Here is a 24740-nt window from a genome sequence, read left to right as displayed (position 1 = left end):
AACTGAAAGGCAGTCACAGTGAAAGTCCTGGTCACCGGCGCAGCAGGAATGCTCGGGCAGGAGGTCGTCGCCCAACTGGCGGCCGCCGGCTGGACCGTGCGCGCCCACGACCGCACCGCGCTCGCGTCCAGCGGACTCCCCGGTGGATCCGTCGAGCCGGTGCTCGGCGACCTGCTCGACCCCGGGCACGCACGCGAACTCGTCGACGGCGTGGACGCGGTGGTGCACGCCGCCGCCCTGCCCTCCCCCAACTCCGGTACCCCGCAGGAGGTGTTCACCGTCAACGTGCAGGGGACCTACCAGGTGCTGGACACCGCGGCCCGGGCCGGCGTGCGCCGGATGGTGCACATCTCCAGCCTCTCCGCGCTGGGCCTGGCCTGGTCCACGGTCTACCGGGCCCCCGCCGAGATCCCGGTCACCGAGGGCCACCCCTACCTCGCCGAGGACGTCTACGGCCTGTCCAAGCACATCGGCGAGCTGATCGCCGAGACCACCGCCCGTCGCTGGGGCGGCACGGTGGTCAGCCTGCGCTTCCCCTTCCTCGGCAGCGGGCAGCGGCTGCGCCGCCACCTCACCTGGGTGCAGGAGGACCCGGCGCGCGACCGCGGCGGCCTGTGGGGCTGGCTCGACACCCGGGACGCCGCCCGGTCCGTCGAGGCCGCGCTCACCCGACCGCTGACCGGCTTCCACCTGATCAACGTGGCGGCACCGGACACCACCGCCCTCCAGCCGACCCGCGAACTGCTGAGCCGCCACCACCCCACCGCTCCGCTCGCCGACGCACCGGACGCCTTCGGCACCCCCTACTCCACCCGACGCAGCACTGAACTGCTCGGCTTCACTCCCATCCACACGTGGCGGGACGGAACTCCCGCCGGCCTTACCGGAGAGCAGATATGACGACGACAGCTCAGAAACCCAAGCAGGCCCTGGTCGTACGCGGCGGCTGGGACGGCCATGTCCCGGTGCCCGCCGGCGACCGCTACGCCACCGCGCTGAAGGCGGACGGCTACCAGGTCACCGTCTCCGACTCGCTGGACAGCTACCTGGACGAGGAACTACTGGCCGGCACCGACCTGGTCGTGCAGTGCTGGACGATGGGGCAGATAACCGGCGAGCAGGCCGCGGGCCTGTCCCAGGCCGTGCGCGCCGGCACCGGCCTCGCGGGCTGGCACGGCGGAATCATCGACTCCTTCCGCGCCGAGACCCGCTACCAGCTGATGACCGGTGGTCAGTTCGTCCACCATCCAAGGGAGTTCACCACCTACCGGGTCCGCCCGCTGCCCGAGCACTCCGACCACCCGGTGCTGGCCGGCATCGAGCCGTTCACCGTCACCACAGAGCAGTACTACCTGCACATGGATCCGGCGGTGGAGGTGCTGGCGGTCACCGACTACGCGGCCGACCCGGATTTCCCCGAGCTCGCCGGCGCGGTCGTGCCGGTCACCTGGATCCGCCGCTGGGGCGCGGGCCGGGTGTTCGTCACCGCGGTCGGGCACAACCTGGCCGATCTGGAGGTACCCCAAGTGGACTCGATGATCAGGAAGGGCATGACATGGGCGACCCGATGAAGGACCGAGCCGGGCAGCAAGTACTACGAGTGGGCCTGGTCGGCGCCGGGCAGATCAGCGGCGCCTACCTCAAGACGCTCCCCCAACTCGGCAACCTGCAGGTGACCGCGATCGCCGACCTGGACGCCGAGCGCGCCGCGGCCACCGCCGACGCGGTTCCCGGCGCCCGCGCGACCACCCCCGAGCGGCTCTACTCCGCCGAGGACGTCGACCTCGTCCTCAACCTCACCATCCCGGCCGCGCACGCCGAGGTGGCGCACGCCGCGATCGCCGCCGGCAAGCACGTCTACGGGGAGAAGCCGCTGGCCGCCACCACCGCCGAGGCCCGCGAGGTGCTGGCGGCGGCAGACCGGGCCGGGGTGCGGCTCGGCTGCGCCCCGGACACCGTGCTCGGCACCGGCGTGCAGACCGCGCGGGCCAGCCTGGACGCCGGCGATATCGGCGCGCCGATCGCGGCGACCGCCTTCATGGTCACCCCCGGGCACGAACGCTGGCACCCGGCACCGGAGTTCTACTACCGCCCGGGCGGCGGCCCGCTGCTGGACATGGGCCCGTACTACCTCACCGCGCTGGTCACCCTGCTCGGCCCGGTGCGCCGGGTGGTCGGGATGAGCTCGGCCTCCCGGCCCACCCGCACCATCGGCAGCGGACCGCGGGCCGGAACCGAGTTCCCGGTCGAGGTAGCCACGCACGTCACCGGGGTCCTGGAGCACTCCGGCGGAGCGCTGTCCACGCTGGTGATGAGCTTCGACATCTGGGCCGGCGAACTCCCCAGGATCGAGGTCTACGGCACCGCCGGATCGCTGTCCGTGCCCGACCCCAACGGCTTCGACGGCGCGGTGCGGCTCTTCACCGGCGCGGCGGAGAACTGGACGCCGGTCCCGGTGCGCGGCGGCTACCCGGACGCGGCCCGCGGCTACGGCGTCTCCGACCTGGCCCGCGCCCTGACCACCGGCGGCGCGCACCGCGCCAGCGGGGAACTCGCGTACCACGTCCTGGATGTGATGGAGTCCTTGCTCGCCGCTGCGGAGAGCGGCAGCTCGGTCGCGGTCACCAGCAGCTGCGAGCGCCCCGCCGCGGTCCCCGCAGGCGCCCGGCCCGAGGAGCACTGAGGGGAAATGACGCAGCCTCATATACCCGCGCTGCGGGTCGGCATGGTCGGCTACGCCTTCATGGGGGCGGCGCACTCGCACGCCTGGCACACCGCCCCGCGCTTCTTCGACCTCCCGTTGCGCCCCGAGCCGGCCGTGCTCTGCGGCCGGTCGGAGCCCTCGGTCCGGACCGCCGCCGAGAAGCTGGGCTGGGCCGACTGGGAGACCGACTGGAAGCGCCTGGTCGCCCGGGACGACATCGACGTGATCGACATCTGCACCCCGGGCGACACCCACGCCGAGATCGCCGTCGCAGCGCTGGACGCGGGCAAGCACGTACTGTGCGAGAAGCCGCTGGCCAACTCGGTGGACGAGGCGGAGCTGATGGCGGCCGCGGCCGAGCGCGCCGCCGCCCGGGGCGTACGCGCCGCGGTGGGCTTCAACTACCGGCGGCTGCCCGCTCTGGCCCTCGCCCGTCGCCTGATCGCGCAGGGCCGGCTGGGCACACTGCACCACGTCCGCGCGCAGTACCTGCAGGACTGGCTGGTCGACCCGGACTTCCCGCTCACCTGGCGGCTGCGCCGGGAGAAGGCCGGCTCAGGGGCCCTGGGCGACCTGGGCGCGCACGCCGTCGACCTGGCCCAGTACCTGACCGGGCAGCAGATCACCGGGGTGAGCGCGCTGCTGGAGACGCTCGTCCCGGAGCGCCCGCTGCCCGACGCCGCCAGCGGGCTGTCCGCGACCGGCGCGGGAACCGCGCGCGGCCGGGTCACCGTGGACGACGCGGCGGCGTTCACCGCCCGTTTCGCCGGCGGCGCCATCGGCGTCTTCGAGGCCACCCGGTTCGCCACCGGACGCAAGAACGCTCTGCGCATCGAAGTCAACGGCTCGCTCGGCAGCCTGGCCTTCGACCTCGAGTCGCTCAACGAACTCGCCTTCTACGACCGTGCGGAGGATCCGGACACCGCGGCCTTCCGCACCATCCTGGTCACCGAGCCGAACCACCCGTACATGTCGGCGTGGTGGCCGGCCGGGCACCTGATCGGCTACGAGCACAGCTTCACGCACCAGGTGAAGGACTTCACCGAGGCGATCGCCGCCGGCGAGCAGCCGAGCCCGTCCTTCGCCGACGGCCTGCGGGTGCAGCGGGTGCTGGACGCGGTGGCGGCCAGTGCCGCCGACCGCAGCGTCTGGACCACCGTCCCGATCGACCACTGACCTCATCCGAGGAGGGAACATGCCCCGTCCCGTCACCCTGTTCACCGGCCAGTTCGCTGATCTGCCCCTGGAGGAGGTGTGCCGGCTGGCCTCCGGCTGGGGCTATGACGGCCTCGAACTCGCCTGCTGGGGCGACCATTTCGAGGTCGACAAGGCCCTGTCCGACGACTCCTACCTGCCCCGGCTGCGCGCCCTGCTGGACAAGCACCACCTGCAGGTGTGGACCATCTCCTGCCACACCACCAGCCAGGCCGTCTGCGACCACCCCATCGACGAGCGCCACCAGGCCATGCTGCCCGCCAGGATCTGGGGCGACGGCGAGCCGGAGGGCGTCCGGCAGCGCGCCGCCGAGGAGATCAAGAACACCGCGCGCGCGGCAGCGGCGTTCGGCGTACGCACCGTGGTGGGCTTCACCGGCTCCTCCATCTGGCACACCGTCGCCATGTTCCCGCCGGTCCCGCCGCAGATGATCGACCGCGGCTACGCGGACTTCGCCGAGCGCTGGAACCCCATCCTGGACGTCTTCGACGAGTTCGGCGTCCGCTACGCGCACGAGGTGCATCCCAGCGAGATCGCCTACGACTACTGGACCACCGTCCGCACCCTGGAGGAGATCGGGCACCGAAGCGCCTTCGGTCTGAACTTCGACCCCAGCCACTTCGTCTGGCAGGACCTGGACCCGGTCGGCTTCCTCTACGACTTCCGGGACCGGATCTACCACGTCGACTGCAAGGAGTCCGTCAAACGGCTCAACGGCCGTAACGGGCGCCTGGGTTCGCATCTGCCCTGGGGCGACCCGCGGCGCGGCTGGGACTTCGTCTCCACCGGGCACGGCGACGTACCGTGGGAGGCCTGCTTCCGGATGCTCAACTCGATCGGCTACCAGGGGCCGATCTCCGTGGAGTGGGAGGACGCGGGCCTGGACCGGAACATCGGCGCCCCGGACGCGCTCGCCCGGATCCGCGAACTCACCCGCATCGAGCCGTCCTCCGCGTCCTTCGACGCCGCCTTCAGCCAGTCGAAGCAGCCCTCCTGACGCTTCACCAGCTCCGCCGTCACCGCGGGGCTCGCCGCCTGGCGCGGCACCGCCTCCGCCTCGCCGGCCCCGCACACCAGCGGGGCCGGCGACGTGGTCGGGAAGATCACCGTCGGCTACCAGGGGTGGTTCGCCGGGGCCCGGTCCGCATGCGGAAGCTCAGGAGCCCCCTGGCCACCGGGCCGGCAGGTGCGGGCGCGCCCTCGGAGCCCGAGATGCGCGCCCGCACACTTTAGGGCGGGTGGTGGGTTCAGTGGCGTGTCGGGAGAGGCGTGTTGACTGTGGGGGTGTGGGTGGCGGGGGTGGTTGCGCCGGTGGTGGTGGCCGTGACGGTGCCGCCGGTGGTGGGGAGGCCGCCGGCGGTGTAGAGGGCTTCGTCGAAGGTCTGGGTGCCCGTGGGGGTCTTGCCGACGGCGAAGAGCGAGACGGCCTTGCCGCTGATGACGGAGGAGGAGATGTAGTCGCCGACCATGCTGCCCTGACTGGTGTTGGCGACCTGGGCGAGCGTCATGGGTCCGGCGACGGTGGTCGGGGGGCTCCAGCTGGTGCCGCCGTTGGCGGAGGAGACGTAGCCGACCTCCAGTTGGCAGGTGGCCGTGGTGCAGTTGGTGTTCGGATAGAAGTAGTAGTAGAGGCCGATCTTGGTGGTGGTGCCCGAGGTGGTGGGGTCGATGCCGATGCCGGGGATGAAGTGGTCGACGCCGCTGGTGACGGTGTCGATGGGGACCCGGGTCACGGCCGACCAGGTGGTGCCGTTGGCGGAGGTGGAGTAGACGATGTCATTGGCCGTGCAACTGGTGCGGAAGCGGCAGTCCTGCCAGGCGACGTAGACCTTTCCGGTGGCGTCGATCTCGGCGGAGGGCAGGCCGGTGCCGTCGCGCAGGCTGCCGGCCACAGTGTGGCTGCTGATGCTGGCGACCAGGGTGCTGGAGTTCCAGCTGGTGCCGCCGTTGGTGGAGGTGAAGGCGCGGACGGCGGTTTCGTTGGCGGAGTAGGGGACGACCACGGTGCCGCTGGGCTGGACCAGGGGCTGGCCGCCGAGTCCGCTGGGGGTACCGGAGGGCGATGCGGGGGTCGACCAGGTGGCGCCGCCGTCGGAGGAGGTGCTCATGATCACCCGGTTGCCGGACGAGGTGAGGTCGACCTCGATGTAGCAGTGACCGTAGTAGGGGCTGGTGGAGGTGTTGTCGCAGACGATCCAGTCCTTGTCGTAGCTCTGGCCGTCGTTGCCGATCGCGAGGACCGGGCTCTGCCAGGTGGTGCCGTTCGTGGAGCGGCTGACGGTGTCGCCGGCGCCGTTGACGGCTGAGTCGATGACCAGGCCGGAGATCATCCAGGTGCCGTGTTTGGCGTCGTACGCGACGGTGGGGTCGGAGACCCGGGCCCAGCTGCCGCCGCCCTGGTAGGTGGTGATGCCGGGAAGCATGCCGTGCGTCCAGGTGGCGCCGCTGTCGGTGGAGGTGTTCCAGCCGATGTCGGAGGCGCCGCCGTCGGTGAACCGGCCGACCTGGGAGGAGCCGACGATGGTGCTGCCGTACGCGAAGGTGTCCGGCTCCAGCTCGGTGGCGTGCTGGCTGCTGGAGTTGGTGAACGGGTCGGTGCTGACCTGGGTCAGGGCCGACGGGGGCGGGGTGGTGGCGGTGGTGAGAGCGATGTCGTCGTAGAGGGTGTAGGTCGCGTCGCCGCTGTAGTTGTCGTCATGGCTGACCAGAGTGAGCGTGTAGCTGTGCGCGGCTGTGACCGACGCGGTGGCCGACTGCCAGCCCTGGCCGTTGGTACAGGTCTTGGCCAGCACGGTGGTGGTCGTTCCTGTGGTGTTGTCCAGGAGGGTGGCCGTTGCCCAGTCGTAGCTGACGGTGTCTGGGCAGGTGATGTTGTAGGAGAAGGACAACTGGGTGCTGCCGGTGGGGGCGGTGAAGGTCTGGGCGAGTGAGGAGTCACCGTTGGTGGCCGCGGTGGAACCGGCCCGGGCGGCGTAGGTGCCGGTGTGGGCGCCGGAGCTCACCAGGGAGGTGGTTCCTGCGGTGGTCCAGCCGGACAGGGTGCCGGTCTCGAAGCCGCCGTTGGAGACATCGGCGGCGGCCGGTTGCGCGAGCAGGACGCCGGAGAGGGCCAGCAGGGCCGTACCGGTGACGGTGGCGGCGAATCTGCGGCCGCCCGGATTGCGGAACGTTAAGAGCATGGAGGGGTCCCTTTGTCGTCGACGGGCCCTTGGGCCCGAGGGTGGGGGGTGACTACGGGGTGGTTCGTGGGGGGTGGGGACGGGCCGCCGCGTTGTGTCTGCGGCGGCCCGTCCCATTGCGGGGCGTGGGTCAGGACAGGGTCACATCGTCGTAGGCGGTGTAGGTGGCATCGCCGGTGTAGTTGTCGTCGTGGCTGGTCAGGGTGAGGGTGTAGGAGTGGCCGGCGGTGACTGACGCGGTCTTGTGCGTCCAGCCGGAGGAAGCGACGCAGGTCTTGGCCAGCACGGTGGTGGTTGTCCCGGAGGTGTTGTCCTTGAGCGTGGCGGTGGCCCAGTCGTACGTGATGGTGTCCGGGCAGGTCAGGTTGTAGTAGAAGGACAGCGTGCTGGTGCCTGTGGGCGCGCTGAAGGTCTGGATGACCGAGGAATCACCGTTGGTCGGTGAGGTGCTGCCGGCCCTGGCCGCGTAGGTGCCGCTGTGCGCACCGGCGCTGACCACCGAGGTGGTCCCGGCGGTGGTCCAGCCGGTCAGGCTGCCGGTCTCGAAGCCGCCGTTGGTGACCCCGCCGCCGCCCGATGTCGAGGTGACGGTCAGGCTGTAGGTCGCGGTGTGCGTGGCGGAGGCCCCGGTGCCGGTGACGGTGACGCTGTACGTCCCGGCCGGGGTGCCGGCGGTGGTGGCGACGGTCAGCGTGGAGGAACTGCCCGCGGTGACAGAGGTCGGGTTGAAGGTGGCGGTCGCCCCGGTGGGCAGGCCGGACGCGGTCAGACTCACCGACTGGGCGGCTCCGGCGGTCACGGCGGTGGAGACCGTGGTGGTCGCCGAGGATCCGGCGGCGACGCTGGCGGCGGTCGGGCTCACGGCCACCGAGAAGTCATTGGTTGCGGTAGTACCGCAGTTGGGGAGGGTGAAGGCGGCGATGCGGGTGTGCCAGTTGAAGTTGCCGGTCGCCGTGAGGTACTCGTTGGTGTACCAGAAAGTACAGTCGTTCGCCGGATCGATTGCCATCGAGGTGTAGTCACCCCAGCGGCTGTAGGAGGTCTGCGACCCGGTACCGGCCAGGCTGGTCGTCTCGCCCTGGGTCATCGTGCCCAGGGTGTCCCCGGCCAGGCGCCCGGTGAAGCGGATGGAGGGGTAGCTCGAGGAGGAGGACTGCGAGTAGCCCAGCGCGGTGTTGCCGACCTTGTCCTGCGCGATCGAGCCCATCCAGCGATAGGTGGAGTCCGGGGCGTAGGTGCCCTGCTGATACACGGTCGGGTTGCCGCTGGACAACCGCAGCTCGTACCAGCGCACGCCCACCGAAGTGCCGGCGGTGACCGCGTCGTTGAGCACCAATGACTCGTGGTCGCCGAAGTTGCGGTACGCCAGCCGGTACATCACCCGGTCCGAGAGTGAGTCGAGCTGCTGGCTGGTGCCGCTCTGTGGGATGCAGGTCCCGGTGGTGCCGCAGGCGGTGGTGTAGGCCGCCACGGTCAGCGTGGAGGGGCCGGTGAAGGTGGAGTTGGCCGTGGTCGTCCAGTCGACGTGGAACTTCCAGTAGGCCAGCGTCGTGCTGGTGGTGCCCAGAGCGACCAGTAGCTCCGGCTCGCCCGAGGGCGGCGCGGTGGAGCCGTCCAGGTCCGAGCCGAGCAGCCCGCCGTAGGACGAGGAGGTGGTGAAGCACTGCTGGGTGGCGGAGGAGCCGGCCAGCATGTTCGTCCGGTTCATGGCGCACACTTCGGCGTCCAGGAAGGTGCCCGCGGGAGTGAACATGTTGTACGTGATGTAGTACGCGTCCGCCCACACCGAGATCTTCGGGTAGTCCGGGAAGTTGGTGAACTGGTACGAGTACCGGTTGTAGCTGCCGGTCGCGTCCGCGCTCGTGGAGACCGCCACGCACTCGTAGTACGGGCCGGCGGAGGAGGAGACGTTAGCGAACTGCGTGACCACCCAGCGGCTGGCGAGGGTGTCCCAGCGCACGGTCGCGTCACCGTCATTGGTGGTCTGGCAGGAGCCGCCGAACCCCGACCACAGGGTGCTGGTGTTGGTCGGGGCGAGGATCGTGGCACCGGTCTTGGAGTACACCGCGTAGGCGGTGTTGACGGTCTCGACGATCTGGGTGGAGCCGACGGCCGCGTTCGGGTCCGGAGGTATGCCGCTGACCGAGTAGTTGGCCGCGCCGATGCCTTCGAAGTTGGTGGACGTCGACACCGCGGCCGGCCCGTTGGTGCTGGTCTGCACGACCGGGTCGGGGATGCCGGCGGCCGGCGGGTGCGGCAGCCGCTCCTCCCCGTCGTCGGACTTGTGCCTGGGGTGGTGAACCTTGGCGGCGTGCAGGGTGCGCAGCGGCGGCGAGGTGTCGTGGCGGACCGCGGGGCCGGAATCGGCGGAGCGGTGCGCTGCGGCCTTGGCGGCGGACGGGGAGGGGGTGGCGGCGTGGACCGCAGGGGCGGTGAGCCAGACGGCCGGGAGCGAGGCCAGCAGGGCGGCGAGCGCGACTGTGCGGCCGCGTCTGAGCTTGGAGCGTGACACTGAACATCCTTTCGAGCAACCGGGGATCGCCCGGGAGACAGGATGGAAGGACGTTCACGCAAGATGCATGCGTGTTCGCACCTCGGATGCTTGCACGGGACATGTCACACCAACAAGACAAGTTGTAGTAGTAAAACGGGAGGGAGCGAAGAATTTACAATCCACAGTCAAGGCACAGCAAAAACAAAGGATTTACCCTGTGCTGCCGGCGCGAGAGCCGCTAGGTCGGCCCAGCACGGGAACCGGCCGGAGTACGACGGCGTCCAACGCCCGCGTTCCCCGTCCTGCAACCCCGACCCGGGAGTCACGATGCCTCGACACCACCGGCCCACCGCGTGGACGCTGGCCGGACTCCTCGCGGCAGCGCTGAGCGCGTGCGGCCCCGGAGCGGGCGCCCCGGCAACAGCACCGAACACCGCCTCAGCCACTGCCTCTTCCGGGACCGGCCCGGCGACCCCAACCGACGGCAGCACCCGCCTGTGCCTCAGCGGCACCGTCCAGGTGCTGTATCCCCCGGCGGACAACCCCCTGCGCAGCTCCTGCGTCCACGTCGGCACGCGCATCGTGGTCACTTTGCGGGTGCGGTCCAACTACCGGTGGGCACCCGTCGTCAGCTCGGCCCCGTCCGTCGTGACGGTCCTTGGCAATCGCGTCGCACCCGACGGAAGCCGGGCCGCCACCGCCCGGGCGGAAGCCCCGGGCACCACCACCCTCAGCTCCGCCGACACCTTCACCCCCGACCCGCACGGCCCGCCCTCCCGAGCCTGGCAGTTGAAGCTCCGCGTCATCCCCTGACGACACCCGCCGGTCGGTCACGGATCGACACGCACCAGCAACCGCCACAACCGGGTCTGCGGGCCGAAACGGTCACCCCGGAAGGCAGAAGTGGCACGCAGCTCCCCCTCCCCCGGACCGGTCGCCCGCACCACAGCCCGCACCATGCCCTCCGACGACTCTGTCTCGACCACGGCCAGCGGCCCGCCGACACTCTCGACGGGCGTCCACCCATAGCCCGGCGAACCGTACAACGTGACCACGACCTCGTCACCCACGCGCACCCACAACGGCGAACCCAGCGGGTCACCCGGCCGGTACGTGACCTCCACCCGCCCCGCGCCTTCCGCGACCATGCCGGGAGCCTAACGCCTTTCGGACTCGCCGAACCGGCTCCGCCGGAAGGTGAATTGACGTTCCCTTGACCCCATCCGCCCCATGTCCCGTCCGTGCCGCATTACGCTCTGCGGGCGGCCACCACCCCGGTAACCCCAGGACCGCTCAGCGACAGCACCGCCCAGGACAGTCACCGGCAAGCACGGCCACGACTATGGGGGTCAACCATGCGCGCATGTGCAACAACGTCCGTAACAGCCGCGATTCTGCTTCTCACCGCCACCGCCTCAGGCACCGCCCAGGCCGGGGCCGCAGCTCCCGGGGCCCAACCCGTCCGCCTCGTCTCGCCCGGCGATCCATACGCGGCCTGCGACATCAGCGGCGACGGCAGCGGCACCAGCTACCCCTCCGCCGAGGAAGAACCGTACATCGCCGCGAACCCCAGGAACCCGGCGAACGCCGTCGGCATTTTCCAGCAGGACCGCTGGTCCAATGGCGGCGCCCGGGGCCTCACCGCCAGCTACACCACCGACGGCAGCCACTTCACCGAGACACCGCTGCCCTTCACCCACTGCGCCCCCGGCGGCCTGCCCTTCCAGCGCGCTTCCGACGGCTGGGTCAGCTTCGGCCCGGACGGCACCGCCTACTCCAGCGGCCTGGTCTTCGACGCCACCGACGCCCGCAACGGCGTCGCCGCCTCCACCTCCTACGACGGCGGTCGCACCTGGAAACACACCAGCCTGCTCATCGACGACACCCAGGCGCAGTTCACCGACGACAAGAACTCCGTCACCGCCGACCCGCTGCACCCCGGCACCGCCTACCAGGTCTGGGACCACATCAACGAGAACGACTCCGCCGGCATCTACGACGGCCCCGCGTACATCTCCGTCACCCGCGACGGCGGCCGCACCTGGTCCAAGGCCCGGCCCTTCGTGGACACCAGCGTCGTGCCGCACTCCCAGACCATCGGCAATGTCATCGTCGCCGACCCGCGCACCGGCACGCTGTACGACGTCTTCGACTGGCAGACCTACGAAATCGACAGCAGCGGCAACTTCACCCCTACCGACCTGCACTTCGGCATCGTGAAGTCCACCGACCAGGGCCACACCTGGAGCAAACCGGTCACCGTCGCGAAGGACACCGCCACCGCCGAGGTCGACCCCAACGCCCCCGACGACGCCACCAAAGCCCTCCGGGCGGGCGGTGACCTGCCCAACATCGCCATCGACCCGCGCACCGGCGAGCTCTACGTCGCCTACGAGGGCTCGGACTTCAACGGCGGCAGCTACAACAGCATCGAACTCGTCCACTCCACGGACGGCGGCACCACCTGGTCCGCGCCGAAACTCGTCAACCAGGCGCCCGACTCCCCCGCCTTCACCCCCTCCATCGCCGTCGACACGCACGGCACCGTCGCCATCACCTACTACGACCTGCGCTACCTCACCGCCGGCAACACCACCACACTGCCCACCGCCGCCTGGCTGCTGACCTTCCCCCGCGGCGCCCAGGCCCACCCCGCCGAACGCCGCATCTCCCGCATCTTCGACTGGCTGCAGGCCCCCTACGCCGGCTGGGGCCACTTCCTCGGCGACTACGAAGGCCTCACGACGGACGGCTCCGGCATACGTCCGCTCTTCGTCGAGACCAACGACAACGCCCCGCAGAACTCCACCGACGCCTACAGCGGCCTCTTCCATGCGACCACCCAGCACGGCCCCGCCGCCACCACCGCGTCACCGTCCCCGCGGACTGCCCTCCCCGCCGCAGCTGAACCGCACCGCTTCGTTCGGTAGACACCACTCCCACTGCTGGGGACCCTCCTATGTGGCTGGTGCTGAGCGGATCGGTAGGGACCTCTGCGCCGCCGGTCCGGGCGTTTGGCGGTCCCGGCGGTGTCAGGGCGCGCGGCCTCCTGGACCAGCGTCTTGAGTTCCGCGTCCCGCACCTGACGGGCGGAGGGCGACGCCTGGCGCTGCTCGACACCGCCGAAGCGGTGCCGGTGCTCGTCGATGAACGCCACGAGCGGCCGCGCTCGACATCCCTTACTCCCCGCGCACCGTTCCCACCAGGGGCGGATGAGGTTTTCGAGGGCAGGATGGACGCGAGGTGGCCAACTGTGTTGATCTTGTGCAGCTTTTGTCGGCGCGGCGCTCGGACACTTGGACAAAAGGCTGTCTGAGCTGCGGAAACACCACCGTGCTCGGGCCGAGTCGGAGGCCCCGGGTACTCTGCGGCCGGACCGACGACCACATAACTCTGGCCCCCGCTCGTCGTCAGGTGACATGATCCGGGGCACAGAAGCGGAGCCCAACCCGCCGCTTCAGGTTCCCCGGGAGGACACATGGCGCAACGGAGCCGTTCGCCGCAGCATCCGGACGAGGCACCCGACGACCGCGCGGGTCTCGACCGTCGCACGGTGCTCGGGTACCTGCTCGCGGCCCCGACCCTAGCCGTGGGGGTATGGGTGGGCGCGGACGCGCTCGACGGACAGGTTGCCGAGGCCGCGGTGCCGTCACTCCCTCAGCCGGAGGACCTGTTCGATCTCGGGGACTTGCAGAACCTGGCGGCGGCGCCCACAGCCGGGCTGATCTCGGTTCAGGTGCACTCCGACGGCACCGCGTCGTTCGCGGTGCCGCGGGCGGAGGTGGGCCAGGGCATGACCACCGCGGTGGCCATGATGATCGCGGAGGAGATGGACCTGCCCCTGGACAAGGTCCGCGTCACTCTGGCCGACGCCCGCCCCGAACTGCTGATGAACCAGCTGACCGGCGGGTCGAACTCGATGCGCAGCATCTACCTCCCGGTCCGCACCGCCGCAGCCGTCGCACGGCAGCAGCTTGTCTCGACCGCCGCCGGACTCTGGGACGTACCGGCGTCCGAACTGACCACCAGGGACGGCGTGGTCACGTACCGCTCCGAGCGAAGCGCGAGCTACGGATCCCTGGCGACGGCCGCCGCCGGCACGCGGACGACCCCGGTCTCCGCCCAGCTGAAGTCGGCGTCGCAGTTCACCGTCCTGGGCACCCCACGCGGCCGCGTCGACGCACTGGACATCGCGACGGGACGCAAGCAATTCGGGATGGACCTCCAGGTCCCGGACGCCAAGCCGACGATGGTACGCCGCCCGCCAACGATCAACGGCACGGTCGTGTCGGTCTTGAACACCAACACCGTGCGGAACATGCCGGGGATCACCGACGTCGCGGTCGTCTCGCACGGGGTGGCGGTGCGCGGCGCGACGTTCGGCCAGTGCATCGACGCGCTGCGGGCACTGGAGGTGACCTGGGGGCCCGGAACGGTGGACGGCGAGTCGGACGACACCGTACTGGCCAAGCTCAAGGCCGCTGCCCTGCCCATGGTCGTACCACCGCTGCTGACCGAGAGGGTCGACGCCGAGTTCACCTTCGCGTTCGCCAGCAACAGCCCGCTGGAGCCGGACAACGCGATCGCCGACGTCCGGTCCGACCGCGCCGAGATCTGGTCCAGTCTCAAAGTCCCTATCGTGGCCCAACGGGAGATCGCCACCCAGCTCGGGCTGCCCGCAGAATCCGTCACGGTGCACGTGGTGGAGGGCGGCGGTTCGTTCGGGCGCCACCTCTTCCACGACGTGGCCGCGGAAGCCGCCGAAATCTCACAGAAGATGGGCAAGCCGGTCAAGTTGTCGTGGTCGAGGACCGACAGCTTCCGGCAGGGCCGGACGCACCCCATGTGCGTCTCGCGGGTGCGCGCGACGTACGCGCTGGGCAACGTCCTCAGCTACGAGCAGCGCCACACCAGCGTGCAGACCGACTTCGGTCACGGGCTGGGCGAGATGATCACCGCGACGGCCGCGGCCCTGCCCGTGGCCGGCAACCTCAGCTTCGCCGAGACCATCTTCGAACTGACCCAGTCCTCGCCCTACGACTTCGGCGTCACCACCCAGCTCCTCAACGAAGTGCCGCTGCGGTTCAACACGGGCAGCATGCGCAACATCTATTCGCCGAACGTGGTGTGCGCGCAGGAACTCGTCGTCGACCGGCTCGCCGCGAAGATGGGCAAGGACCCGGTGGCGTTCCGCCGCGCGTTCCTCAAGGACGACCGGCTGCGAGCCGTGCTGGACAAGGCGGCCGAAGCCGGCGGTTGGGGAGCGTCGCTCCCGCCCGGCGTCGCCCAGGGCATCGGCCTCCACGCGGAGTACCGCGGCGGGGTCGCGGCCCTGGTAGAGATCGACTGCCGCCCGGAGACGGTGAACCGGAAGGTCAAGGATGGCGTCACCGGGCCCCGCGTCTCCAAGGCGCTGATGGTCGTGGACGCCGGCTTCGCCATCAACCCCCGGGGTCTGGAGGCCCAGATGATGGGCGGGCTGCAGGACGCCATGGCCATGTGCCTGACCTCCAGTCTGCATATCAAGGACGGCATCCCGCTGGAGGGAAGCTGGGACAACTACTTCTACACGCGGCAGTGGAACGCTCCGCTCGACCTGCGCGTCATCGTGATGCCGCCTACCACGGGCAAACCCTCGGGCGCCGGTGAACTCGGTGTCGCCCCCGCCTTCGCCGCGATCGCCTGCGCCTACGCGCGCGCCACCGGCACGATGCCGACCAGTTTCCCGATCAACCACGGCGCCCTCGGCTTCGAACCGCTGCCGCTTGAGCCGTCCACACCGCAGTCCCCCACCGACGGTCTCGACCGCGCCTACTGAGGAGTCCCGTGTCCAGCCACACCTTCAAGCTCAACGGCCGGCAGATCACGGTCGAGGCCGAGGACGACGTACGGCTGCTGTGGGTACTGCGCGATCTGCTCGGCGTGACCGGCCCGAAGCACGGCTGCGCGCTGGGCGTGTGCCAGGCCTGTACCTCCCACATCAACAACCGGGCGTTCAACCCGTGTTCGGTCCCGGTCTCGCAGATCCACCCGGGCGACGAGATCACGACGATCGAGGGGCTGCCCGCGACCGTGGGAAAGGACCTGCACCCGATGCAGGAGGCCTGGCTGGAGCACGATGTCGCCCAGTGCGGCTACTGCCAGCCCGGCCAGATCATGGCCGCCGTCGCAAAGGTCAGACAGGTGGCCGCGGAGGGCCGCGAGATCACCGACGGGGATCTCGACGAGATACGCAACATATGCCGCTGCGGTACGTACGCCAGGATCCGCGAGGCGATCAAGGCAGGCGCCAAGAAGATGTGAGACAGGGCGCGGGGTCCGCGGGGCGTTGGCGGCGCTCACGTCCCGCTCCGCGAGCTGTACGGGCGCCGGTACATCATCCGTGCTGGTCAAGCCGCGTGTAAGTACTCGTGGAGGATCCCGCCCAGTCGATCTTGTCGACGGACCTGTCGACGGACCTGTCGACGGACCTCCAGACGCGAGATCCGCGCAGGCTCGGTGACGGGTCGGTCCCGGCCTCCCTCAGGATCTCCTATACCGTGGAGGTGGCCACCTTCACCCCCAGCACGAACAGCTCGCCGTGCACCCTCTTGTAGCCCCAGCTAGGATTTCCTTCCCCGTGCTCGGACCCGTCGGGGTCGTCGCGGTACGCCAGTACGTCGCCGCGATCGTCCTGATAACCGTCGGCCGGCCCCGTCTGCGGACCTTCACCTGGCAGCAGTGGCGGCCGGTACTGCTGCTGGCCCTGGTGTTCGGCACGATGAACCTGTCCCTGTACAGCGCCATCGACCGCACGCAAGGATCGGCGGCCGCCGCCGGACTCTCCGCCCTGATGTTCCTGCCGGTCGGACTCGTCATCGTCGTCCAGCATCCGCCGACCGCGGGAGCCGCCGCCTACTCTGTCGCCGCCGGCGTTCTCTCCTCAGCCGTGCCGTATCTCGCGGACCTGTTCACTTTGCGCCGCGTACAGGCCCATGCCTTCGGGCTCTTCATGAGCGTCAACCCGATCCTGGCTGCCGTGGCCGGATGGATCATCCTCGGGCAGAACCTGGGATGGATCGAGTGGGCCGGCGTCGGAGCCATCGTCGCCGCCAACGCGCTCAGCATCCTCACATCGCGCACCTGACGGAACGCCGTGTCGCGCCGCGGCTGATCGCCGACCACCGGGCCACGCAGCCTCCAGGGCGGCGGCGAACTGCGGCACGGGGCCGCCCGCGGTCTTCGCGGACGGCCCCGTGGCCTGCTCAGGGGCGGAGCGTCACCAGGGGGACGGCGCCGGGGGTGTGACGACGGGCGGGCGGTCGTCGCAGGTGATGGTGTTGGGGAGTTCCCACGGGGCCAGCCAGGGACCGGTGGTGCCGCCGCCATCGTTGCCGCCGAGGTCGGTCAGGGTGAACTCCGAACCGGTGGCGGGGAAGTTGAACGAGCCGCAGTTGTTCACGCCGACCGCGCCGACGTTACGGGCGTCCACATTCTCGAAGGTCGCCGACCCCGCGGCCCGGGCGCTGACCACGGAGGTGCCGGTGCCGTCGACCCTGACGTCCTTGAAGTGGACGTTCGTGATCGTGTACTTGTCCTTCACCGGCCAGTCGGTGACCAGCATGATGGCGTTGTAGGTGTTGTCGAGGAAGGTGTCACCGGTCACCTGGATGTCCGCGTCGATGTTCTTCTCCAGGGCGTAGAACCAGATGGCACCGAGACCGATCTTCCAGTTCAGCTCGTAGGTGCCGGCCCGTACGGTGGTGTTGCCGGTGATCCACAGGTGCCCGGTGAACGGCTCGGCACCGAAGCGGGAGCCCACGTGCAGGGCGCTGCCCTCGCGGATCGGGTCGGCGATGAGGTTGTCCGAGACCGTGTTGTCGGTGCCGCCGTAGATCGCGATGCCGTTGGCGAGCACCGGCGTCTGTACGGTGTTGTGGTCGAAGGTGTTGCGGGCGTTGCCGGTCTTCTCCGACCACATGGCCAGCCCGTCGTCACCGGTGTTGCGGACGAAGTTGTTCTGTACCAGCGAATCCGTCACGCCGGTGTGGAAGTTGAGGCCGTCGGCGATCTGGTCGGCGATGACGTTGCCGGTGATCCGCAGGTTCGACATCGGCCCGTCGAACCACATGCCCACCTTGGTGTGGTGGATGTAGAGGCCCTCGATCGTCGAGTCGCTGAGCGCCCCGCCGATGCCGTTGACCTGGTCGGTGTCGATCCGCTCGCGGACGTCGCCCTCGATCGCGAAGCCCGACAGGTGGACGTTGTGGCTGCCGCCCGCCGACGCGTCCTTGCCGTAGAAGCCGACGCCGGTGTGCACCGAGCCGTCGGGGGCAGGGGCGTCGAGCGTGACCTGGTGGCCCTTGATGATCGTGTACCAGCTGCCGGCGCCCTCGATCGTCACGTCGTCCACGACGACGTGCCGGTTCACCTGGTACGTGCCCGGCGGGATGTAGACCACTCGATGCCCGCGCCGGGCGAACGCGATGGCCTTGTCGATCGCCCCGGCCGAGTCCCGCCGTCCGGTCGGATCGGCGCCGAAGGCGAGCACGTTCGCCGCGCCGATCGCGACGTGCGGGGCGGCGACCAGCTGCGAGTCGAGCAGGTCGACGGTCGTCGGCACGGCCCCGGGGCGCGTGGGGACCGCCAGCCGGACCGTGTCACCCGCCTTGTACGTCCTCCCCAGCAGCAGACGCTGCTCGTCGTAGAAGTGGTTCGGCCGGAACGGCTTGGCGATCACCGGAGCCGGCGTGGTGGCGCTGGGCACACAGCCGCACTCGGTGATCCACCAGTCGTCGTGCAGCAGCCCGGCGTTGGGGTCGTTGGTGAACGGATACTGGTTGTACAGCCACGCGTACTGCGAGGTCAGCGTCATCGTCGTCCGGTCGCGCCCGTTCACCGTCACGTCGAGCGGCGCCGTGATGCCACCCCCGTTCGGCGCGTCCGGAATGCTGTACCGCACGGTGATCGCATTGGCGGCGCTCGGCAGGGTGAACTCCACGTACTGCCCCTGCTCCAGCGTCACCGCCTTCCGTCCGGACGCCTCCGCAGGCAGCGTGTACGCGCTCCGGTCCGGCCCGATGACCTTCCCGTTAGTCGCGGCGTTCTCCGCCTCCTGCTCGGCGAACCCGAGGTCGGCCCCCCGCCCCGTCACCAGCGCCGGATCCAGCCCCGCCCGCGTCACGACGGCCTCCGCCGCCTCCTCCGTGCCGGCCTGAGCCGTCCCGCCGAGGCCGAGGCCGATCCCGGCCACCACCGTGACCACCGCAATGGTTCTTCGCCACGCTCTCCTGCTGCTCCGTGCCATCCCCAGCTCGTTTCTCTCGTAAGGCGCGCCCGCCCGGGACGTTCGAGGCGGAGCGGACATCGTGAGGTGAGGCGACAGTAAGGACCCGGCGCACCGCTCCACAAGGTTCCTGCGAGATGTTTTCCAGAGCTGCCATGAAAGTTACAAATCAGTGTTCATTTTTTGCATCACTTGCATGATTCATTGCGGCGCCAGCCAGGGAGGCGTGACCGTGACACGCAGCGGTGCTGGGAGTATCCGAGAATCGGCTGGTCCCAGCGAGCTTCACCCCGCACGGGCCGAGCGGGAAGGACCCCCGCCGCGCACCCCGCCCGGCATCGCTGCAAATGCGTCGGCCCTTTCGCGACAGCAGTGCCGCTGCCGAGCGCCTCCGCGAGACCTGCCCCCTGGACTTGGTCTTGGGTGGACCCAGGCGGAGGTGGTTGTTGTCCACGCAGGAAAGCGACCAACGCACGAACAGGGTGCGCTGGGGCAGGTGGATATCGCTCCAGTGCAGGCCGAGGGCTTCGACGCGGCGAGCAGCACCGCCCAGAGGCCTTCGCATCCCGCTGTGTCCCGGGTCGATGTCACTTCCGATCCAGGGAACGGCGCGGGAGTTGCCGGGGACTGCTCGTGGACGACTCCCTCATGGAGTCCTGGTCACAGGATTTGCTGCTCCTACGGGTTGACGGTGATGGTGAAGGTCGAGGTCGGGTTGTAGATGTCGACGTAGTTGTTGCTCTCGGTCAGGTGGTTGAACGTCGCCGAGCCCACGGCCGGCCCCTGGCCCGACTCGGGCTGCGGGTTGGCCCAGACGCCGTAGCCGGACTTGGCGTTGTAGGCGTCACCACTCTGCTTCGCCCCGCTGATGGAGACGTTGGTGAAGATAGTGTCCTTGACCGGATTGAGCGCCGTGCTGCCGGAGTAGTCGGTCTGGAACATGATCCCGGCGTACGTCGGGTCGGTGATGTCCGTGTTGTTCACCCGGATCCCCTGCAGTGGCTGGGTCGCGGAGAACACCCAGATCGCCGGGAACACCTGGCCGCCCCAGAAGTGGCCGCCATCGCGCGCCAGCGAGACGTTCTGGATCGTGGTCGGCTGGGTGCCGAATCCCTGGAAGGGGTAGCCGAAGTTCAGCGAGCTGATGGTGATGCCCGCGTACGTCAGCGTGTCGGCCACGTACAGGTTCTGCAGGGTGTTGTTCTCGCCGCCGTATACGGCGACGCCGGCGGCCCGCCAGGGGGTGAGGGCCGTCAGGTTCTGGAAAGTGTTGCCGGTCAGGTCCGAGGAGTTGTGGTCCTGGGCGGCGAACAGCACGAAGCTGTCGTCGCCGGTGGACCGGGCCTCGTCATTGCTGACCAGGTTGTTCTGACTGCCGTTGGTGAGGTTGATGCCGTCCGCGTAGGTGTCGCGGATACGCATGTTCGTCGCGGTCAGCCCGGTCACGTGGGTGCCCCAGATGGCGCACACCTGATGCTCGATCCAGATGTTGTCGATGGTGACGTTGGAGACGTCGGTGAGATCGAAGACCTTGCCGGGGCCGTCGATGCGCGAGGTGTAGTCGCCGAACCAGCCGAAGCCACTGAAGGTGGAGCCGTTGGCGCTGGCCGGCACCGACCAGCCGACGTCCGTGTTGTCCTGTGTGGTGGGGGCGTTGAACTGGGTGTACCAGGGTCCCGCGCCGATCACCTTGACGGCCTTGCCGTAGACCTGGAACTTGCTGGAGGTCTGGTACTGCCCGGCGGGCAAGTAGACGCCGACAAGCTTGCCGGTGGTGTCCTGGCGGACGGTGTCGAGCGCGTTCTGCACGTCCTGCTGGGCGAACCCGGCGGGGGTGAGGTAGGCGTTCGGGTCCGGGTTGGCGACCGGGGCGACCTGCTCGGTGTTGACGTAGTCGATCGCGTACTGCGAGGTGTTGGCGGAGTCCTTCTGCAGCTTGATCACGCTGCCCGCGGGTACGGTCTGGTTGAGCATCACGTGCGCCTCGTCGTAGATGTGACGCGGTCCTCCGGCGCTGGGGTCGTTGCCAGGACCGGTCTCCGCGCCGTACAGCCAGGCGAACTTGGAGTTCAGCGTGATGGTCTGCAGGAAGGCACCGTTGACGTAGACGTCCAGAGTGGCAGTGGCACCGCCGCCTCCGGGGGCGTCCGGGATGGAGAAGCGGGTGACCAGGGTGTTGGTGCTGGCCCGGGTCGACCACTGGACGTAGGAGCCGGTGGAGTTCAGCGTGACGGCCTTGCGCCCGGAGGCCTCACCGGCGAGGTCGCCGATGGTGCGGTTGGGGCCGACGACGGCAGCGCCGCCGCCGGTCTGGCCGTCCTCAGCCTGGTAGACGTCGTACGGCATGTTGGCGCCGCGGCCGACGAAGAACGAGGTGTCGCTGGTGTTGTTGGCCTGCTTGACCGACAGTTCGTTGGCGTCGACGGCTATCACGGTGTGCACCGTGTACTTGCCGTTGACGGCCGTCCAGCTGCCCAGGTTCACCGGAGGAGCGCTGGCGCCGGAAGCGAGCGCGCCGGAGTAGGAGCCCGTGAGGGTGGTGAGCGTCTTACCGGTGCTGTCGAGCAGGGTGAGCGTGATGCCGTGGGCGCCACCGGCCGTGGCGACGGTGCCCTGGTTCTTCAGCGTCACGGAGAAGTTGACGGTGTTGCCCGCCGACGGGTTGTTGGGGGTCCAGTCGACGCTGGAGGCGATCAGGTCGGAGCTCTGGACCGGGGCGACGACCAGGTTGTTGGGGTTGGTGTAGTTGTTGTTGTTGTAGTTCAGCTCGATGAAGCTCTGCGCCTCGTCGACCTTCGCGGTGAGCTGGTAGCTGCCCGCCGTCTGCGGGCCGATCGCGGCGGACACCGTGGCGGACGCGCCGGCCGCCAGCGCGCCGACGGAGGCGGTGCCGACCTTGGTGCTGCCCAGGTAGAAATTGACGTTGGAGGCAGGGGACGCGGCCGTGCCGACGTTGGCGACCGTCGCGGACACGGTCACCGGGTCGGTCTCCACCGGGGCGGACGGCGACCACGAGGACGTGCTGACCGTCAGGTCGGGGTTCGGCGCGGGGGTGCCGATCACCTGGAACTCGGCGACCTGCCCGCCGGGGGCCCCGCTGTTGCTGGTGATGCTCAGCTCGACATCCGCGACCCTGGCACTCACCGGGATGGTGACGGTATTGCCGCTGTTGGGGTCGAAGGTGTACGTCTGCGCGGCGGAGATACTGGTGAAGCTGGTGGCGCTCTGCTCACGGCCCAGCACCTGGATGGTCTGGGTGCGGGTGGACCACGCCGCGGCCGGGTTGAGCTTCACCACGACGGAGTTCACATCGGCGTTCCCGCCGAGCTTGGCGGTGAGCTGGCTCGGGTACGACGAGCCCTCGAAGTACGTCGTGACATCGCCGTCATTCGCGTTCGCCGGGGCGTAGGTGAAGGTGTACGGAGTACCGGTGATCGGCTTGCCGAGCGCCAGGTTGGTGCCGCCTCCGCCGCCGCTGCTGCCGGTACGGGTGACCGTGTTGCTGGCCGCCGACACGTTCCCGGCAGCGTCGTGCGCCTTGACGTAGTAGGACACCGTCGCCGTGGCGGCCTGGGAGTCGGTCCAGGTCAGGGTGGAGCCGCCGACAGTGGTGGCCAGCGCGCCGTTGCGGAAGACGTCGTAGCCGGTGACGCCGACATTGTCGGTCGACGCCCCCCAGGTCAGAGCGATCTGGCCGGACTGCGGCTGGGTGTAGGCGAGAGTGCCGGGCGCGCTGGGCGGGGCGGTGTCGCCGCTGCTCGGCCCGTACACCTGGAACTCGGAGATCTGACCGGCTGGCCACGCCGTGTTGGCCGTGATCAGCAGCCGCAGGTAACGGGTGCCGGTGGCCGCGAAGTTGACGGTCACCGTGCTGTTGGTCGCCGGGTCGAAGGTGTACGAGGCGGATGCGACGATCCCGGTGAAGTTGCTGCCGTCGGTGCTGCCCTGGACCGACAGCGTCTGGGACCGGGCGCCCCAGCCGGAGACCGGTACCTGTAGCACGACCTGGTTGACGCTGGTGGACGCGCCCAGGTCGACCTGGAGCCACTGCGGGAAGGCGTTGTTGGCGCTCTCCCAGTAGGTGGACTGGTTGCCGTCGTTGGCGTAGGCCGGTGTGTAGGTCTGGTTGTAACTGCTGGCACTCATGGTCTTGCCCGCCGCGAGGTTGGGTCCGGTGGCGGCGTGGGCGGGTGCGGCCTGCAGCAGCGTCAGCAGACTGGCCAGCATGCTGAGCAGTGCGAGCACGGCTGTGCGCTGCCTGTGTGACGCGGGCAGTACGGAGGGTCGTCCGATGGTTCTCATCCTCGTCCTCGACTCCTTTGGCGGGGTGGGGGGGTACGGACGCGAGGGTTGGCGAACGCGGTGACTCTGCGGCTCCAGCAACGCCGAAAATTACAGCGATGGTTCGAATTAGCAACCGCAGACTGATAGAAAATTGCAGCTAACTGTTAGAAAATTACAGACGAGCAATGAGCACGTCAATAGTCGTCACAGTGCCCAGAGTTGCCGCGTCGAGGACGGCCGAACGCGGATCGCCACACGGCGGACCCTGTCCTTGCCGACAACCTCATCCGCCCAGTTCAAGCGGCATGCTGGTAGTCGTGCAGGAGGCCGCCGAGGCGTCGCCGATGTCTCGGCCCGGACCCTGGCCGAGGTCTTCCGGCTGCTCGCGACCGGTGACGCCAGCCTCGCCCAGATCCCGCAGAGCCATTTCGCCTACGTCAATGTGCTGCGCCGCCAGGGCACGCCCGAGCAGCGCAAGTTCCTCTTCGCCGAGCTGCTGGCAGGCCGGCGCTTCGGCGACGCCCGGTCCGAGACCGGCACCAAGCACGTCCAGGACATCCGTACGCGGCTGGAGCGGGCCGCCGACGGCTCGTACGTCCTGACCGGGGTCAAGCACTACTCCACCGGCGCCCTGTCCGCCGACTGGATCCCTGTGCTCGCCCGGGCGGAGGGCGACCTGCTTCATGTCGCCTACGTACCGCGCGACGCGCCCGGCCTCACCGTCGTCGACGACTGGGACGGCATGGGCCAGCGCACCACCGCCAGCGGCACCGTCCGCCTCGATGGCGTCGCCGTCCCCGCGGACCGCGTCGTCCCGCATCACCTCACCTTCACCGGGCCTCAACTTCACGGCTCCATCGCCCAGTTGCTGCACGCAGCCATCGACACGGGGCTGGCGGGAGCGGCTCTGGAGGAGGCCGCCGAGTTCGTACGCACCCGCAGCCGGCCCTGGTCCGAGGTCCGGCTTCGACACCGCGGCCGAGGACCCGCTCCTCATCCAGCGCTTCGGGGAGCTGGCCCTGCAGGTCCGCGCCGCCGACGCGCTTCTGGAGGCCGCCGCCCGGGCCGTCGGCGCCGCGCAGGCCGATCTGGCCGCCGCCTCCGCCGCCGAGGCGTCCATCGCCGTGGCCTCCGCGAAGGCCTTCGCGGCCGGCGCCGCCGTTGAGGTCTCCTCCGCCCTGTTCGAGGTCGCCGGCACGCGGGCCGCCCTGGGCAGCCTCAACCTCCACCAACGGCGACAGCCGCTTGGCCCTGGGCGAAGGCGTTCACCACCTGCTGGCATCGGCTGACCGCCCTGCCCGCCGTCACCTGACGACCAACCGACGAGAACAAGAAGGAGCAGACCTGCACGACCTCCGGGTGCCGTGGAACCCCGGCGCGGCCGCAGCGACACGCGAAGGCCTCACCCGCGATCACGCGGAACAAAAAAGGGCGAACCGACGGCCCGGTCAGGCAATCACACCCACTGACGAACCGAGGCTAACTCCCAGGTGCGCGGTTAAATCACAATCGAGGACCCAGAGAAGGCAGCCGATCTCCATCCATGTCGGAAAGTCATGCGTTCGCCCATTGAACCTCCTAGCCGCGTACGACGTATTA

At 69.5% G+C, this 24740-nt stretch carries 15 protein-coding genes and 1 pseudogene; 11 read left to right on the top strand and 5 right to left on the bottom strand.

Annotated elements, in window-relative coordinates:
- The first annotated feature begins 18 nt into the window (after nucleotides 1-18).
- From FCI23_RS17845 to FCI23_RS17825, 5 genes are read left to right on the top strand one after another with little or no spacing between them, the layout of a single operon-like run.
- Nucleotides 19-900, top strand: coding sequence for an NAD-dependent epimerase/dehydratase family protein (locus FCI23_RS17845; RefSeq protein ID WP_246143788.1), 882 nt, complete (start codon nucleotides 19-21; stop codon nucleotides 898-900).
- Nucleotides 897-1571, top strand: a complete 675-nt coding sequence (locus FCI23_RS17840; RefSeq protein ID WP_136724884.1) for a ThuA domain-containing protein — start codon at nucleotides 897-899, stop codon at nucleotides 1569-1571. The genes FCI23_RS17845 and FCI23_RS17840 overlap by 4 nt, the downstream gene beginning before the upstream one ends.
- Nucleotides 1556-2683, top strand: coding sequence for a Gfo/Idh/MocA family protein (locus FCI23_RS17835; protein WP_136724883.1), 1128 nt, complete (start codon nucleotides 1556-1558; stop codon nucleotides 2681-2683). Before FCI23_RS17840 ends, FCI23_RS17835 begins: the two co-directional genes overlap by 16 nt.
- Nucleotides 2684-2689: 6 nt before the next feature.
- The gene (locus FCI23_RS17830) at nucleotides 2690-3880 is read left to right on the top strand and encodes a Gfo/Idh/MocA family protein (protein WP_211265373.1); all 1191 of its coding nucleotides are present in this window, start codon (nucleotides 2690-2692) and stop codon (nucleotides 3878-3880) included.
- 19 nt (nucleotides 3881-3899) lie between these two features.
- Nucleotides 3900-4916 (top strand): sugar phosphate isomerase/epimerase family protein, encoded by a 1017-nt coding sequence (locus FCI23_RS17825; protein WP_136724882.1) that lies wholly within the window; start codon nucleotides 3900-3902, stop codon nucleotides 4914-4916.
- Nucleotides 4917-5166: 250 nt separating this feature from the next.
- On the opposite strand, the gene FCI23_RS62380 is transcribed toward FCI23_RS17825, so the two are convergent.
- Both FCI23_RS62380 and FCI23_RS56435 read right to left on the bottom strand, forming a co-directional pair.
- On the bottom strand, nucleotides 5167-7098 hold the full coding sequence (locus tag FCI23_RS62380; RefSeq protein ID WP_265737753.1) for an exo-alpha-sialidase: 1932 nt from the start codon (nucleotides 7096-7098) through the stop codon (nucleotides 5167-5169).
- Nucleotides 7099-7228: 130 nt separating this feature from the next.
- The gene (locus FCI23_RS56435; RefSeq protein ID WP_169316837.1) at nucleotides 7229-9610 is read right to left on the bottom strand and encodes a hypothetical protein; all 2382 of its coding nucleotides are present in this window, start codon (nucleotides 9608-9610) and stop codon (nucleotides 7229-7231) included.
- Between the two features lie 309 nt (nucleotides 9611-9919).
- On the opposite strand from FCI23_RS56435, the gene FCI23_RS17815 reads away from it, so the two are divergent.
- Nucleotides 9920-10405 carry a hypothetical protein gene (locus FCI23_RS17815; RefSeq protein WP_136724881.1) on the top strand — a complete coding sequence of 162 codons (486 nt, stop codon included), beginning with the start codon at nucleotides 9920-9922 and terminating at the stop codon, nucleotides 10403-10405.
- A gap of 17 nt (nucleotides 10406-10422) precedes the next feature.
- On the opposite strand, the gene FCI23_RS17810 is transcribed toward FCI23_RS17815, so the two are convergent.
- Complete coding sequence (locus FCI23_RS17810; RefSeq protein WP_136724880.1) at nucleotides 10423-10740, bottom strand: protease inhibitor I42 family protein; 318 nt, start codon at nucleotides 10738-10740, stop codon at nucleotides 10423-10425.
- A gap of 207 nt (nucleotides 10741-10947) precedes the next feature.
- Here FCI23_RS17810 and FCI23_RS17805 point away from each other — a divergent pair, with 207 nt between their 5' ends.
- The 4 genes from FCI23_RS17805 (at nucleotide 10948) to FCI23_RS17790 (ending at nucleotide 16718) form a co-directional block, all read left to right on the top strand.
- Nucleotides 10948-12522, top strand: coding sequence for a sialidase family protein (locus tag FCI23_RS17805; RefSeq protein ID WP_136724879.1), 1575 nt, complete (start codon nucleotides 10948-10950; stop codon nucleotides 12520-12522).
- A 548-nt stretch (nucleotides 12523-13070) separates the two neighbouring features.
- Complete coding sequence (locus tag FCI23_RS17800) at nucleotides 13071-15410, top strand: molybdopterin cofactor-binding domain-containing protein (protein WP_136724878.1); 2340 nt, start codon at nucleotides 13071-13073, stop codon at nucleotides 15408-15410.
- Between the two features lie 8 nt (nucleotides 15411-15418).
- Nucleotides 15419-15895 (top strand): (2Fe-2S)-binding protein, encoded by a 477-nt coding sequence (locus tag FCI23_RS17795; protein WP_136724877.1) that lies wholly within the window; start codon nucleotides 15419-15421, stop codon nucleotides 15893-15895.
- Nucleotides 15896-16172: 277 nt separating this feature from the next.
- The gene (locus FCI23_RS17790; RefSeq protein ID WP_136724876.1) at nucleotides 16173-16718 is read left to right on the top strand and encodes an EamA family transporter; all 546 of its coding nucleotides are present in this window, start codon (nucleotides 16173-16175) and stop codon (nucleotides 16716-16718) included.
- A 132-nt stretch (nucleotides 16719-16850) separates the two neighbouring features.
- Here the strand turns inward: FCI23_RS17790 and FCI23_RS17785 are convergent, their stop codons facing one another.
- Entirely contained in the window at nucleotides 16851-18878 is a 2028-nt protein-coding gene (locus FCI23_RS17785; protein ID WP_136724875.1) for a glycosyl hydrolase family 28-related protein, read from the bottom strand.
- Nucleotides 18879-19535: 657 nt separating this feature from the next.
- Nucleotides 19536-23159, bottom strand: coding sequence for a discoidin domain-containing protein (locus FCI23_RS17780; RefSeq protein WP_211265372.1), 3624 nt, complete (start codon nucleotides 23157-23159; stop codon nucleotides 19536-19538).
- Between the two features lie 167 nt (nucleotides 23160-23326).
- On the opposite strand from FCI23_RS17780, the pseudogene FCI23_RS17775 reads away from it, so the two are divergent.
- A pseudogene (locus FCI23_RS17775) lies at nucleotides 23327-24373 on the top strand (acyl-CoA dehydrogenase family protein); the annotation flags it as partial.
- Nucleotides 24374-24740 lie beyond the last annotated feature (367 nt).

This window comes from Actinacidiphila oryziradicis, from assembly GCF_005047355.1.
GTDB classification, from domain to species: Bacteria; Actinomycetota; Actinomycetes; order Streptomycetales; family Streptomycetaceae; genus Actinacidiphila; species Actinacidiphila oryziradicis.
Note: the sequence above shows the minus strand (reverse complement) of the source record. Positions and strands in the feature narration are given on the sequence as shown.